Annotated in this window: 12 protein-coding genes; 7 read left to right on the forward strand and 5 right to left on the reverse strand. The window is 64.2% G+C overall.

The genetic code is table 11. The annotated features are described in order from the left end of the window. Window positions 1–120 precede the first annotated feature (120 nt). Window positions 121–750, reverse strand: coding sequence for a response regulator transcription factor (locus K2O51_RS05965; protein ID WP_011301644.1), 630 nt, complete (start codon window positions 748–750; stop codon window positions 121–123). Between the two features lie 367 nt (window positions 751–1117). Between K2O51_RS05965 and fusA the strand changes: the two genes are divergently transcribed. After that, window positions 1118–3223 carry an elongation factor G gene (gene fusA, locus K2O51_RS05970; protein WP_011301643.1) on the forward strand — a complete coding sequence of 702 codons (2106 nt, stop codon included), beginning with the start codon at window positions 1118–1120 and terminating at the stop codon, window positions 3221–3223. Window positions 3224–3281: 58 nt separating this feature from the next. On the opposite strand, the gene K2O51_RS05975 is transcribed toward fusA, so the two are convergent. Further along, window positions 3282–4301 carry a DUF1338 domain-containing protein gene (locus tag K2O51_RS05975; protein ID WP_140949474.1) on the reverse strand — a complete coding sequence of 340 codons (1020 nt, stop codon included), beginning with the start codon at window positions 4299–4301 and terminating at the stop codon, window positions 3282–3284. 160 nt (window positions 4302–4461) lie between these two features. Between K2O51_RS05975 and K2O51_RS05980 the strand changes: the two genes are divergently transcribed. Then, window positions 4462–5370 carry a LysR family transcriptional regulator gene (locus tag K2O51_RS05980; protein ID WP_011301641.1) on the forward strand — a complete coding sequence of 303 codons (909 nt, stop codon included), beginning with the start codon at window positions 4462–4464 and terminating at the stop codon, window positions 5368–5370. A gap of 6 nt (window positions 5371–5376) precedes the next feature. Here the strand turns inward: K2O51_RS05980 and K2O51_RS05985 are convergent, their stop codons facing one another. Beyond that, window positions 5377–6255, reverse strand: a complete 879-nt coding sequence (locus K2O51_RS05985) for an NAD(P)-dependent oxidoreductase (RefSeq protein ID WP_220630620.1) — start codon at window positions 6253–6255, stop codon at window positions 5377–5379. 59 nt (window positions 6256–6314) lie between these two features. Between K2O51_RS05985 and K2O51_RS05990 the strand changes: the two genes are divergently transcribed. The 3 genes from K2O51_RS05990 to K2O51_RS06000 all read left to right on the forward strand — a co-directional run bounded on the left by K2O51_RS05990 (window position 6315) and on the right by K2O51_RS06000 (window position 8351). Next, window positions 6315–7154 carry an AraC family transcriptional regulator gene (locus tag K2O51_RS05990; protein WP_220630621.1) on the forward strand — a complete coding sequence of 280 codons (840 nt, stop codon included), beginning with the start codon at window positions 6315–6317 and terminating at the stop codon, window positions 7152–7154. 485 nt (window positions 7155–7639) lie between these two features. Further along, window positions 7640–8068, forward strand: a complete 429-nt coding sequence (gene fur, locus K2O51_RS05995; RefSeq protein WP_425332979.1) for a ferric iron uptake transcriptional regulator — start codon at window positions 7640–7642, stop codon at window positions 8066–8068. A 31-nt stretch (window positions 8069–8099) separates the two neighbouring features. Beyond that, the gene (locus K2O51_RS06000; RefSeq protein WP_011301637.1) at window positions 8100–8351 is read left to right on the forward strand and encodes a hypothetical protein; all 252 of its coding nucleotides are present in this window, start codon (window positions 8100–8102) and stop codon (window positions 8349–8351) included. Window positions 8352–8354: 3 nt separating this feature from the next. Here K2O51_RS06000 and K2O51_RS06005 read toward each other — a convergent pair whose 3' ends face one another. Continuing rightward, window positions 8355–9266: a DMT family transporter gene (locus tag K2O51_RS06005; RefSeq protein WP_220630623.1), complete on the reverse strand. Its 912-nt coding sequence runs from the start codon at window positions 9264–9266 to the stop codon at window positions 8355–8357. 487 nt (window positions 9267–9753) lie between these two features. Here K2O51_RS06005 and K2O51_RS06010 point away from each other — a divergent pair, with 487 nt between their 5' ends. Both K2O51_RS06010 and K2O51_RS06015 read left to right on the forward strand, forming a co-directional pair. Further along, window positions 9754–10080: a PadR family transcriptional regulator gene (locus tag K2O51_RS06010; protein WP_011301635.1), complete on the forward strand. Its 327-nt coding sequence runs from the start codon at window positions 9754–9756 to the stop codon at window positions 10078–10080. Between the two features lie 380 nt (window positions 10081–10460). Then, window positions 10461–11855 carry a hypothetical protein gene (locus K2O51_RS06015; RefSeq protein WP_011301634.1) on the forward strand — a complete coding sequence of 465 codons (1395 nt, stop codon included), beginning with the start codon at window positions 10461–10463 and terminating at the stop codon, window positions 11853–11855. A 127-nt stretch (window positions 11856–11982) separates the two neighbouring features. Here K2O51_RS06015 and K2O51_RS06020 read toward each other — a convergent pair whose 3' ends face one another. After that, window positions 11983–13005: a putative 2-aminoethylphosphonate ABC transporter substrate-binding protein gene (locus K2O51_RS06020; protein ID WP_220630624.1), complete on the reverse strand. Its 1023-nt coding sequence runs from the start codon at window positions 13003–13005 to the stop codon at window positions 11983–11985. Window positions 13006–13025: the final 20 nt, after the last annotated feature.

The following is a 13025-nucleotide window of genomic DNA, read 5'->3' on the forward strand; positions in this document are numbered from 1 at the left end:
CCCTGTCCAGTCTCGAGCATTGATCAGACCGACAGTGTGCCAGCGCCGGTGTCGCCTTGCACGCGCGCCGTCTGCACGGGATATTCAAATTCCCTGAGCCTGCGCCACCGGCAACGACTGCTACTGGACCAACCGGCAGCGGCGGGCGAAATCCACCAGTTCCACGAGCGAGCTGACCTGCAGCTTGGTCATGATGCGGGCCTTGTAGCTACTGACGGTCTTGTTGCTGATAAACAGTTCGCCGCTGATGGTCTTGTACGAGAGGCCACGCGCCAGCATCTTGAGCACGACCAGCTCCTTGTCGGACAGGCGGCGCAGGTTCTCGTCGTCGCCGCACAGCACGGGGCCGGGCGAGCCGCGCCGCGCCAGCGCCGGGAATACCGTGTAGCCGGCCAGTACCGATTCCACCGAGCGCAGGATTTCCCGGATGTCCTGCGTCTTGCTGACGAAACCCTGCACGCCAGCCTGCCACGAGCGCGACACGAACACCGCCGGATCGAGCGCCGTCACGACCAGGATGCGTACCGGAGGGTGAATGTCGCGCACCCTTGTCGCCACATCGAGCCCGCCGATGCGCGGAATGTCGAGGTCGAGCATCACCAGTTCCGGCTTGTGCTGGCGGACGGCCTCGATCGCGCACTGGCCGTTGTCGGCTTCAAGAATATGCTCCACGCCGAGCAATTGCGAAAGCTGCGATTTCATCACCAGCCGCAACGCGGGGTGATCATCGACGATCAGGACGGTAGCCATGCTTGCCTGTCTGTTCCTCTGTATCGGTATCGGTCAGGAATGCGTCGGGCGCCGGGCGACCGGCAACCGCGGGATAGGAAACGTGCATTCGGAAACGCGCATTGGGAAACGCAGATCGGGAACGCGAAACACAAGCGGGAAAGTATAGGCAGGCACCGCCGTCGCGGCTTGGAGAGAACTCTGCTTCAGGGCGAAGCAATTTCCTTGCGTTCTTTGGGCAGATTCGTCTTCAGATTCGCGGAATTGCTACCTAAAGTCGGTCGGCCGCGCGCCGGTTCGACGGCCTGCCCCTTCCGATTGCAGGGGAAAACGCGCTTGTGCGACAGGTGCTACTCTATTTCATTGGTGTCATCCAGGAGAGACCACCGTGTCCCGCAAAACCCCCATCGAGCGCTACCGCAACATCGGCATCAGTGCCCATATCGACGCCGGCAAGACGACGACGACGGAGCGTATCCTGTTCTACACCGGCGTCAACCACAAGCTGGGGGAAGTGCACGATGGCGCTGCGACCATGGACTGGATGGAGCAGGAGCAGGAGCGCGGCATCACCATCACGTCGGCGGCGACCACGGCGTTCTGGAAGGGCATGGCCGGCAACTACCCCGAGCACCGCATCAACATTATCGACACGCCGGGGCACGTCGACTTCACCATCGAAGTCGAGCGTTCCATGCGCGTGCTGGACGGCGCGTGCATGGTCTATGACGCCGTGGGCGGCGTGCAGCCGCAATCCGAGACGGTCTGGCGCCAGGCCAACAAGTACAACGTGCCGCGCATCGCGTTCGTCAACAAGATGGACCGCGTCGGCGCGGACTTTTTCCGCGTGCAGACCCAGATCGCCGACCGCCTCAAGGGCCGTGCCGTGCCGATCCAGATCCCGGTCGGGGCGGAAGACCATTTCCAGGGCGTGGTCGACCTCGTCAAGATGAAGGCCGTGGTCTGGGACGATGCCAGCCAGGGTGTGCGTTTCGAGTACGTGGACATCCCGGCCGAGCTGCTGCCGGTCGCGCAGGAATGGCGCGACAAGATGATCGAAGCCGCTGCCGAAGCCGACGAGGCGCTGCTCGAGCAATACCTGGCCGGCGAACCGCTCACCGAGACGCAGATCAAGCAAGGCCTGCGCAAGCGCACGATCGCCAACGAGATCGTGCCGATGCTGTGCGGCAGCGCGTTCAAAAACAAGGGCGTGCAGAGCATGCTCGACGCCGTGATCGATTACCTGCCCTCGCCCGCCGATGTGCCGGCCATCCTCGGCCACACCGAGGACGACCGCGAGGCCGAGCGCCACCCGAGCGACGACGAGCCGTTCTCCGCGCTCGCGTTCAAGATCATGACGGACCCGTTCGTTGGCCAGCTCATTTTCTTCCGCGTGTATTCGGGCGTGGTGAATTCGGGCGACACGGTCTACAACCCGGTCAAGGGCAAGCGCGAGCGGCTCGGGCGCATCCTGCAGATGCATGCCAACGTGCGCCAGGAAATCAAGGAAGTGCGCGCCGGCGACATTGCCGCGGCGGTCGGGCTCAAGGAAGCGACCACCGGCGATACGCTGTGCGATCCGGGCAAGGTCATCATCCTCGAACGCATGAGCTTCCCCGAACCGGTGATCTCGCAGGCGGTGGAGCCGAAGACCAAGGCCGACCAGGAAAAGATGGGCATCGCGCTGAACCGCCTGGCGCAGGAAGACCCGTCGTTCCGCGTGACCACCGACGAGGAATCCGGCCAGACCATCATCTCCGGCATGGGCGAGCTGCACCTGGAAATCCTGGTCGATCGCATGCGGCGCGAGTTCGGCGTGGAAGCTTCGGTCGGCAAGCCACAGGTGGCTTATCGCGAAACCATCCGGCAGGGCGTGAAGGACGTCGAAGGCAAGTTCATCAAGCAGTCCGGTGGCCGCGGGCAGTACGGTCACGTGGTGCTCAATCTCGAGCCGATGCCGCATGGCGGCGGCTACGAGTTCGTCGATGCCATCAAGGGTGGCGTAGTGCCGCGCGAGTTCATCCCGGCGGTGGACAAGGGCATTCGCGAAACGCTGACCGCCGGCGTCCTGGCCGGCTATCCGGTGGTCGACGTCAAGGCCACGCTGGTGTTCGGTTCGTACCACGACGTGGACTCGAACGAGAACGCGTTCCGCATGGCCGGCTCGATGGCGTTCAAGGAAGGCATGAAGCGCGCCAGGCCGATCCTGCTCGAGCCGATGATGTCGGTGGAAGTGGAAACGCCGGAGGAATTCACCGGCAACGTGATGGGCGACCTGTCGTCACGGCGCGGCATGGTGCACGGCATGGAAGAGATCGCGGGGGGCGGCGGCAAGGTCGTGCGCGCCGAGGTGCCGCTGGCGACGATGTTCGGCTACTCGACTTCTCTGCGCTCGCTGACGCAAGGACGCGCGACGTTCACGATGGAGTTCAAGCATTACGCCGAGGCGCCGGCCAATGTGGCTGAGGCAGTGATTAATGCGAAGAAGGCGTAGCGAACTGCCATGGCTCTGACAAAGGCCGCGAATACATCGCGGCCTTTTTTTCTTGCCGTCAGACAGCCGCCGTCATCTTGAAAATCCCCTGCGCATTGCCAGCATCAAACCCGAGGTCAACACGCGGGCTGGCTGCAGGCGCATCGGCAAAGCGGTCACGCGTGATGAACTCGTAGAACGAACCCGGCACATCGCGCTCTACCGTCTCGCCTTGCGCGCCAATGAACTGGCGCCGCACCGTATCAGCACGGAACGCGGTCTGCTTCACGCGGCCACTGCCCGAGACCTCCACCTTGTCCTTCATCGGCCGGCCCAGCGCTTTTTGCTGTTCAGACAGCGCGAACACGTCGTCCACGCGATCGGTGGCGTGGTTGAAGGCGTTGCCTTCGGTGGCAATCCACGCCATCTCGGCCGATTCCCGCAGCAGCGTTTCGTAGTCCGCCAGTCTCGGGACACCATGCTGGCGCTCGAAGCAAGGCACGAGCAGGCCGATCAGTTCGGCGCCGTCAGCTACCGCCAGCACGCCATCCCGATCCAGTTGCCACAGCAGCGTCTGGGCACGCGGCGTCAGCGGATCGGCGGAGTTGCCGGTCACGCGGCCAACCGCCTCGCGGAAGGCGTCGCTGAAGCGTTCCGGGTGGAACTCGCTCACAAAGAACTGCGCGATCCCTTCGGGCGCGTCGGCATGGGCATAGGAGCGTCCCGTCATGCTGATGCGATCCAGCGGATAGTTGCCGTTCAGCCGATAGCCGAGCGGACGCAGGATGCGCGTGAACGCGGCCTCGCCCTCGGGCAGCGCGCCATTGTCGCGCCACTTCACCGTGCGCAGCGCGCCGTGATCGAACACCACCTTGCCGCCGGTCGCGGCGACGTCATCGGTATAGGCACATCCGGTCGGCACGCGGTCCAGGATGCCGGCGAACAGCACCATGTTCAACGCCTGCGCAATCTCGGCACGCGTGGCGCGGCCTTCGGCATCGGACGGCAGGCCGTCGGGCACGCTGACGAGCGACAGCAGGTGGCGGGTTCGGGATTCACCGAGGTTAGCGGACAGCAGCGTGGCGATATTCGGGTGCATGGTGATTGGGGGAGGGCAGGAATTTGCCGGGGCAGCATAGGACCGGCACGGTGACGCGACAAGCGCGGAATCCGCACAACATTGTGCGTGCCGCGCACGAAGTGCCGCCCCGGCAGCAGGCGCTATACTGAGCGCCCCCGCGCCGTCCGCAGTCATTCCCATGAGAAACGACATCCCCAACCTTGGCGCGCTGCAGGCCTTCGAGGCTTCGGCGCGGCTCGGCAGCTTCACGCGTGCGGCCGACGAACTGGCGCTTACGCAAAGCGCCGTGGGCCGGCAGGTGGCGATGCTGGAGCAACGGCTGGGCGTGGCGCTGTTCTCGCGCGTGCGCCGGCGCCTGGTGCTGACCGACACGGGCCGCGAGTATGCGGCCCGCATCCGCCGCCATCTGGATCATCTTCAGCGCGATACGCTCGAAATCACCGCTGGCCGCGTCATGGGTTTCACGCTGGAACTCGCAGTCGTGCCCACCTTTGCCACGCAATGGCTGATTCCACGCCTGCCCGACTTTGCGCGGCGGCACCCTAACATCACCGTCAACCTGAGCGCCCGCTCGCAGCCGTTCTCGTTCCAGGAGTGCGCTTACGACGCCGCGATCTACTTCGGCGACCAGTTCTGGCCCGGCACGCGCGGCGGCATGATTTTCCGCGAAGGCGGCGTGGTGCCGGTCTGCAGCCCGGCGTTCCTTGAGAAGAACCCGGTCGCTGATGCCGCCACGTTCTCGCGTTGCCGCCACCTGCACCTCAGCACGCGCGCGCAGGCATGGCGCGACTGGTATGCCGTGCAGGGCTGGGACTACAGCATCGCCGCATCGCGCGGGCCGCGCTATGAGCTGTTCACGATGATGACCGCCGCCGCCGCGGCCGGCCTCGGCATCGGCCTGGCGCCGCGGCTGCTGGTCGAGCGCGAACTGCGCAGCGGCGAACTCGTCGTGCCGGTCGAGCGCGTGCTGGATGAACAGCAGGGCTACTACTTTGCCTATCCCGAGGGCCGGCCGCCGTCGGAAGCACTCGAGGCGTTCCGCGAATGGGTCCTGGAGCTGCCGCGCGAAACGACTTCGGCGACGTAAGCGCCCTCAGCCGAGCTGCGCCGTGCGCTGCTCCAACGCGCGGATCACGGCCGCCATGTCATCCTGGCCGAGTCCCAGCGCTTCGGTCTCGCCGTACAGCGCATGGCAGACATCAAGCAGCGGCGATGCCATTCCCGCTGCCCTCGCGGCCTCGGTAACGAGCCGGCTGTTCTTCAGCACATCGGTAATGGCGGCCTGCACCGAGAAGTCGCGCGCGGCCAGCTTTGCCACCTTGATGCGCGACACATCGCTTGCCATCGGACTCGCATTGGCCACGGCCATGAAATGCGCCGGATCGAGCCCGTGGCGTTCAGCAAAATGCATGGCCTCCGCCAACCCGGTGACCATCGTGATCAGGAACACGTTGACCGCAAGCTTCATCGTCAGCGCGTTCGGCACAGCGCCGCAGGAAATCGCCTCACGGCACATCGGCGCCAGCAGCGGCCGCACCTGCTCCATGGCTGCCGGGTCGCCCGCGAGCATGGCGACGAGCTGGCCGGCCTCCGCCGGCTTGCGCGAGCCCGACACGGGTGCTTCGACATACTGGCCGCCCGCCAGACGGATGTCAGCCTCCAGCCCATGCGAGTACGCAGTCGAAGTGGTCCCCATATGCACGATCGTTCGTTCGCGAACCCGTGCGGCAAAGTCTGGCGTGCCGCGGCCCAGTGCCTCGTCGATGGCCCGGTCGTTCGCCAGCATCAGGATCACCACGCCGGCGCGAGTGAACACATCCGCCGGGCTGTCCGCCACCGCGGCGCCCGCCTCGACCAGAGGCTCGTATTTCCCGCCCGAGCGGTTCCACACCACCAGCGGCGTGCCGGCTCGCGCCAGGTTGAGCGCCATGGGCTGCCCCATGACACCGAGTCCGATGAATCCCACCGCCATGTGCGTCTCCGGTTAGCGTTAGCATTGGTGCAAGCGTACAAAGCCATGCGGAGACTGTCTTGAACGATTGTGCAGGCGACAGCGGTGCGCCCCTGCGAAACCGCATGCGGTTCGGGCCCGGTGCAGCGGGCATCGAGCGTGCCGAGGCGCAGTTCCATGATCACGCGTTCGCCCCGCACCGCCACGCCACCTACGCCATTGGCATCACGCTGAGCGGCGTGCAGACATTCCGCTATCGCGGCGAAACCCGCCACTGCCTGCCCGGGGAATGCCATATCCTGCATCCTGACGAACTGCACGATGGCCGAGCCGGTACGCCCGAGGGCTTCGGCTACCGGATCGTCTATGTCGATCCGGCGCTGGTGCAGCAGGCGCTGGGCGGACGCGCGCTGCCTTTCGTGCCGGATCCGGTGGTCGGGACGGCGCGGATCGCGGAGTGCCTCGCCACCGGCGTATGGAACCTTGACGATGCCGTCGACGCGCTGAGCGGCGTGGATATCGTGGCGTCGGTCACGCAATTGCTGCTCGACGCCGCCGGGCACCCATCCGATGAACGCTCCCGCGCGCTGGCGCTCCCGGCGCTGATGCACGTGCGCGAGCTGATCATCGGCGACAGCCAGCGCGAACTCGACATGGAAGCGCTGGAACGGTCCGCGGGCCTCGATCGCTGGACTATCGCGCGACAGTTCCGCGTGCTGTTCGGCACGAACCCGGGGCGCTTCCGTACGCAATGCCAGCTCGCCCGGGTGCGGGGTCTGCTGATGGAAGGCGCCTCGCTGAGCGCCGCCGCGATCGAGGCGGGATTCGCCGATCAGAGCCATATGACGCGGCAGTTCAAAGGCGCTTTCGGGGTGACGCCGGGAAGATGGGTGGAAGCGCTGTCTGGCAGGGCCGGCTGACCCAACACATGAGGATCCCCGTCCTCGCGAAAAAACCCAAAACTCACTTGTAATGAGATCGATTCCCATTTACTATGTCATCACTGTCTGACGCAGCAACAACGCGATACAGACAATCCGGCTAACCTGGCACCGTCGCGGCACACGGCGTGAGCAGCGTGCCTGCCGGAAAGTATTTCGGATCGTCGCCAGCAGGCGACATCCCGTTACCGACTTTTGTGGGGACCGCTCCGTAACGCGGAGCGTTTGGCAGTAGCCAGTCGCCGGATGGTCGGGAAAGCAACCAGACCCCGCTTTCCCGACCGCGTCATCCATCGACAAGCCAAGCCGCCTTTTTATTCCGCGCGCCGCCCAGCCGTTCCGGCACGGCGCCACGTCCGGGACGCACCGCAAGGGCGTTCCGGACGTCTTCCAGCCTGATTTCCACCGATTTTCGCGACGCCATTCCTGGATGGCGCCTGTAGCCACATGCCATGCCAACTGTGATGTCCGATCCTGCCCACCTGAAGCGCGCTGGTCTCAAGGCGACGTCGCCGCGCATGCGCATCCTGGAGGTGTTCCGCACCAGCGACCGGCGCCATCTGAGCGCCGAAGACGTTTATCGCATCCTGCTCACGCAGGACGACGACGCCGGGCTGTCGACCGTGTACCGCGTGCTCAACCAGCTCGTGCAGGCCGAGATCGTGCTGCGCCACAGCTTCGAGTCGGATCATGCCGTGTTCGAGCTCAACGAGGGCGGCCATCACGACCATCTGATCTGCGTGAACTGCGGGCGCGTCGAGGAATTCCGGGACGAACGCATTGAGCAGCGCCAGCGCCAGGTGGCTGCCGACAACGATTTCGCGCTGCGTGAGCACATGCTGGTGCTGTATGGCATCTGCCCGGCATGCCGGGCCGAACAACCGGCCGGCTGACATGCACGGCGCGCCTTAGCAGGAGCCGATCATGGACCGACTGACCAAGCCTCTGTCCGAACTGAAGCGTTTGCTCAACCTGTGCCTGCGCCAGGAGCCGGGCTGCCAGGACTGCCAGCTACGTGCGCTGTGCGTGCACCAGCCGGACCACACCGGCTGCAACTGGAGCGCCGAAGTCGATTTCCCCGAGCGCTCCGAGGCCGATGCCGTGCGCAACCTACGCCAGGCGCGCCGCGTGGTAACGCTGGTACGTGAGCGCTACAACGTAGTGACCGGTGCCTGAAGGTCAGCCACGCGCGGGTTCGGGCTGTGCCAGCGGCCTGGACGGCCGCAACACCAGCCACACTGCGGCACCGATCAGCGCGCCACCCGCCAGGTGCGCCCACGACAGCGATTCGTGCAGGAACAGCGCGCCCCAGACCATGCCGAACGGCGGGATCAGGAACGTGACCGTCAGCGAACGCACCGGGCCGAGGTCGGCAATCAGCCTGTAATAGAGGATGTAAGCCAGCGCGGTGCATACCACGCCGAGGCCCAGCATGGCCGCCCAGACCCCGGCGCCCGCATCGGGCAGCGTGTTGTGCTGTGCCAGCGCGCCGACGCTGAACGGCAGCAGGAACAGCGTTGCCCCGATCAGGCTGCCGGCAGCGACGAGGCGGCTGTCCAGCCCGCCCCGCTCGGTGATCCACCGGCGCGTCAGGAACCCAGCCAGCCCATAGCATGCTGTGGCCACCAGGCAGGCCAGCGCCCCAAGCATCACATGCACGGAAAACGCCACCGGACCGGTGCGCGTGAGTACCGCCACACCGGCAATGCCCAGCAACACACCCGCTGCCTTGGCCCGGGTCAGCCGCTCGGCAAAGAACAGCGCGCCGATCAGCACGCCCATCAGCGGCGTCATGGCATTGAACACTGCGGAATATCCGGCCGGCAGCCAGAGCGCCGCGACGGCATACATCACGAACGGAATCCCGGAGTTCACCACGCCGAGCATCAGGACGGCCGGCCATTTGCCGCGCATTTCCCAACGCAGGCCCAGCACTGGCAGGCAGGCGGCCAGCGTAACCGCACCGATCAGGACGCGCACGAAGGCGGTCGGGAATGGCCCGAGGATAGGGGCCCCGATACGGAGAAACAGGAAACTGGCGCCCCAGAGGGCGGCCAGCGATAACAGGCGGACGAGATCGGCAGGTTTCATGATTTGGTGACTTGCCATCGGCATGGGCGGATTAGACGCCAGCACGAGGCCAAGCCGCAAGCTGTTTTCGGACGTCTCCATGGCCGCAGCAGGCTTTGATCTGCGCCTTCGAAATTGCGAATAAATCATCACAAAAATACGATTTTCTTGCGATTTAAGGCACCAATCCCACAATCAGGACGGTTGCACGCAATACGACCTTCCGAAAGCCTTACAGCGACACCCCTCGGTAGAGGGGGAAATACGTCAAGCACGTGACAACGCCACTTCGATCAAACTAAAATCTGGTCTGCGCCAGAGTTAATTGACCCCTCCGACGCATTCCCGACAAGCCGCCAGACTCTGGCGGCTTCTTTTTTGCCGAAACGAGGCGCAAGCTATCAGTTCCGGCATGCCATGCCAGTTGTTGTGACCTCCGTGTCAGGCGCATGCATCACATTGCGCAACTTGCGTCAACCAGCTTTCCCCGTTCTGCGTTGCCTGCCACATGAAACGACAGTTCCTGGGCTTGCTCGCCCGCGTTTACGTCCTGCAGTTCGCCATGGAAGTCCCCGCGACCGTGGCCATGCTTGCAGAAATGTTGATGGAATACGGCTTCCAGGTCGATATCGGCACGGTGCGGCCTCTGCTGCGCGCTTTGCAGATGGAGGGGTATCTGCAGTCCGTGCTCCGGGATGGGATCGGGCGGGTCTACCTGCTCACGGAGCAGGGACGCGAAGAATTGCGGGCCAGCCGGGAGCGGATTGATGATCTGTATCGGCGCTTGCACGCGCCCGATGCCGTAGGTAGTGAGTCTGTGACCGGGCCGGTCTGAGACCAGCTTGCGCCTGGTCTTCCACGATTTTCTTCTTGCTTCCGCCGGCACCCGGCGCGTACCTGTTTCTGCGAGCTACGGAGCCGACAGACCGGACATGGAAGAACGATCCGGTCCCTGAAGTGCCACTCGAAAGGCACGGCGCGCGTGTACGACGACATTGCAGGGACACGCGAGCGTCGCCTATGCTGTCCATGCGGCAGGCACAAAGTGCTCACGACGCGATGTGACAAAAAAAGAAGAAGAAACACTCCCGCAACGGAGTACCGCGCACCCGCGCATAGAGACGCGGCGCGCTCAATGGGCGTTAGTGCAGTCAAGGGGTAGTGACTATCGCACACGGGCGATCCATGCTCGTGGGCAGGATAATCCGGTGACCCATGGCAGATACTTTCCTGTTCAGCAAGCCGTTCACATTTCTTGCCTGTCCGGGCATGTCGGAAATCCGGGCGGGTGTCGAGGCGCTGGAAGCCCTTCCGGGGCATTTGTTCTGGCTCGAGAACGAAGATTTCATCCGCCGGATTCACGTGGCCGATTTCCGCGAGCAGAGCCGCGCGGCGCTGGACGCGGCCATGCCCGGTGGCGTAGCGCTGATCGATGCGCTGGCGGACGAGATCCGCGGCAACGTCAATTTGCTCCCGGCCCTTCAAGACCTCGATACCGAAGTCGCCGCCCTTGCTCACTCCTATTGCTATTGGCACTACTCTGCCGATGTGCTCGGGCGCTCCCAAGGCATTCCACGCAGTTCGATAGAAAGACAATTCGAGCGCGCAGTCGCGCCGCGTGATGGTGCGCACAAGCTGCAGTGGATGTGCCCGTGTTGCGATGGACGGGCGCACTACCAGGTCGACGGCTTGCTCGCGACCCAGAGGCCGGCGCGACAGGGCGGCTTTGCCATCGAATGTCCCCACTGCGGACATCAGGAACGGCTCTATGCGGGATTCCTGCATGCGGGGCGGCTGGAATGCAACTGCGCGGTTTGCAAAAGCGTCGTACAGACGCTGGCTCTGCAGCTTGCCAGGCCCGCACGCAAGTTGTCGGAGAACCTCGAAGCCTATGCGTGGCGGCATGCCGCAGAAACCGCCGCGGAAATCAGCGAACTCAAGGAAGTCGCCACCCAAAGGCTGGCGCGCGGTGACAAGCCGTCAGAGAACGCGATGGCTTTTGCTTTGGCCGTCCTGTCGAATGAGCATCGCCCGATGCCGGAACTGCTGGCTCAGGTAGATCCCACCCTCGAAGGCAGGCTTGCCAAGAATCCGAGAGCCTGGGCCCTGTTATGCGAGCTGCTGCAGCAGGGTGCGATCGACTGCGAATGCCAGATCTATGATCAGGACGGATGCCAGCGCGCCGCGCTGGAGATTTCCGTGCTCGACGATGATCGTGCGGCGGGGACCGCTATCGCGCAGGATGCGCTCGCATGCTTGCTAAAGGGTTATCAGCCCTCCGATCGCGACAGCTTCGTCAACTGGATCAAGGCACTGAAGCGCTTGCGGCTTTGCACCACAAGGTCCAGCACTGCCGTGGACATCAGCTGGAAGCCCAACCTGGGTCATTGCCGTATTCTCTCCGCCCGGCAGCCTTCAGCTGACGATGTTCCGTATGTGTATGCAAGCGGATCGCAGCTGCTGGTCGGGCAGCATGCTCTGGGGCGGGAACGTCCCGTGTACCTCGATGCCGAACTGGAGGCGCTCAGGCTGCTGAAATCGCTTGGTTATATTGTGCTGAGTCCAGAAGATATCCGGTGGCAGCATAATCGGTTGGAAGATCTGCTCTGATCGGACTTGGCGGGGATTTCCGGCGCGTTTTTTGGGTCTTGCCGAATTGCAGGGGTGATCGCTCCTGGCCGCCTTGTTTCGCTGGCCAGGAGCGATCACCCCCGGCCAGCCCCATCCTCAACACCCCTTACTTTTTTTCCGCCTTCCCTTCATACCGCTTGCTCCATTCCGTCAGGATGCGGTCACGATTCGCACTCGCCCACACAAAATCATTCTTGATCAAGCGCTTCTCATAATCCGCCGGCAGCAAGGCATCCGGCTTGGCAACCCCAGGTACCGCCAGCACCGCGAAGTTCTTCTCATACAAGCCCATGGCCTCACGAGAGGCCGAGAAGTCAGCCAGCTTGCGCGCAGCCTCGAGATTCTTCGTGCCCTTGATAATCGCCGTGGCCTCGATATCCCAGCCCAGGCCTTCGGTCGGCAGCACGATATCGATCGGCGCGCCTTCCTTCTTCGACTTCATCGCACGATATTCAAACGCGATGCCGATCGGGAACTCACCCTGAGCGGCCATCTTGCACGGCTTGGAGCCGGAATGCGTGTACAGGCCGATGTTCTTGTGCAAGGCGTCCATGTAGTCCCAGCCCTTCTTGTCGCCCATCATCTGCAGCCACGCGCTGACATCCAGGAAGCCGGTGCCCGACGACGCCGGATGCGGCATCACGATCTTGCCCGCGTACACCGGCTTGGTCAGGTCCGCCCACGAGGTCGGCTTGGGCAGGCCCTGCTTCTGCGCTTCGACGGTGTTGAAGCAGATCGCCGCACCCCACACGTCCATGCCGACCCATGCCGGCGGATTGGCCGCGCTGCGGTACTGCGCGTCGATCGCGGCGAGGTTCTTCGGCGCGTACGGCTGCAGCATGCCTTCCTTGTCGAGGATGGCGAGGCTCGAGCCAGCGAGACCCCACACGGCGTCGGCGCGCGGCGCGGCCTTTTCGGCCAGCAGCTTGGCGGTGACGATGCCAGTGGAGTCACGTACCCACTTGATCTCGATATCGGGGTTCACCTTCTCGAACGCGGCCTTGTAGGCGGCGATCTGGTCGGCTTCGAGCGCCGTATAGACCGTCAGCACGGTGTTGGCGTGAGCCTGGGCGGTGGCCAGCAGCGCGAACGCTGCCAGTGCGGTGGCGGTGCGGGTGATGCGGGACATGGTTTCTCCTTTGGGTAAGC

Origin of the sequence: Cupriavidus pinatubonensis, from assembly GCF_019602855.1 — a bacterium.
Classification (GTDB): Bacteria; Pseudomonadota; Gammaproteobacteria; order Burkholderiales; family Burkholderiaceae; genus Cupriavidus; species Cupriavidus pinatubonensis.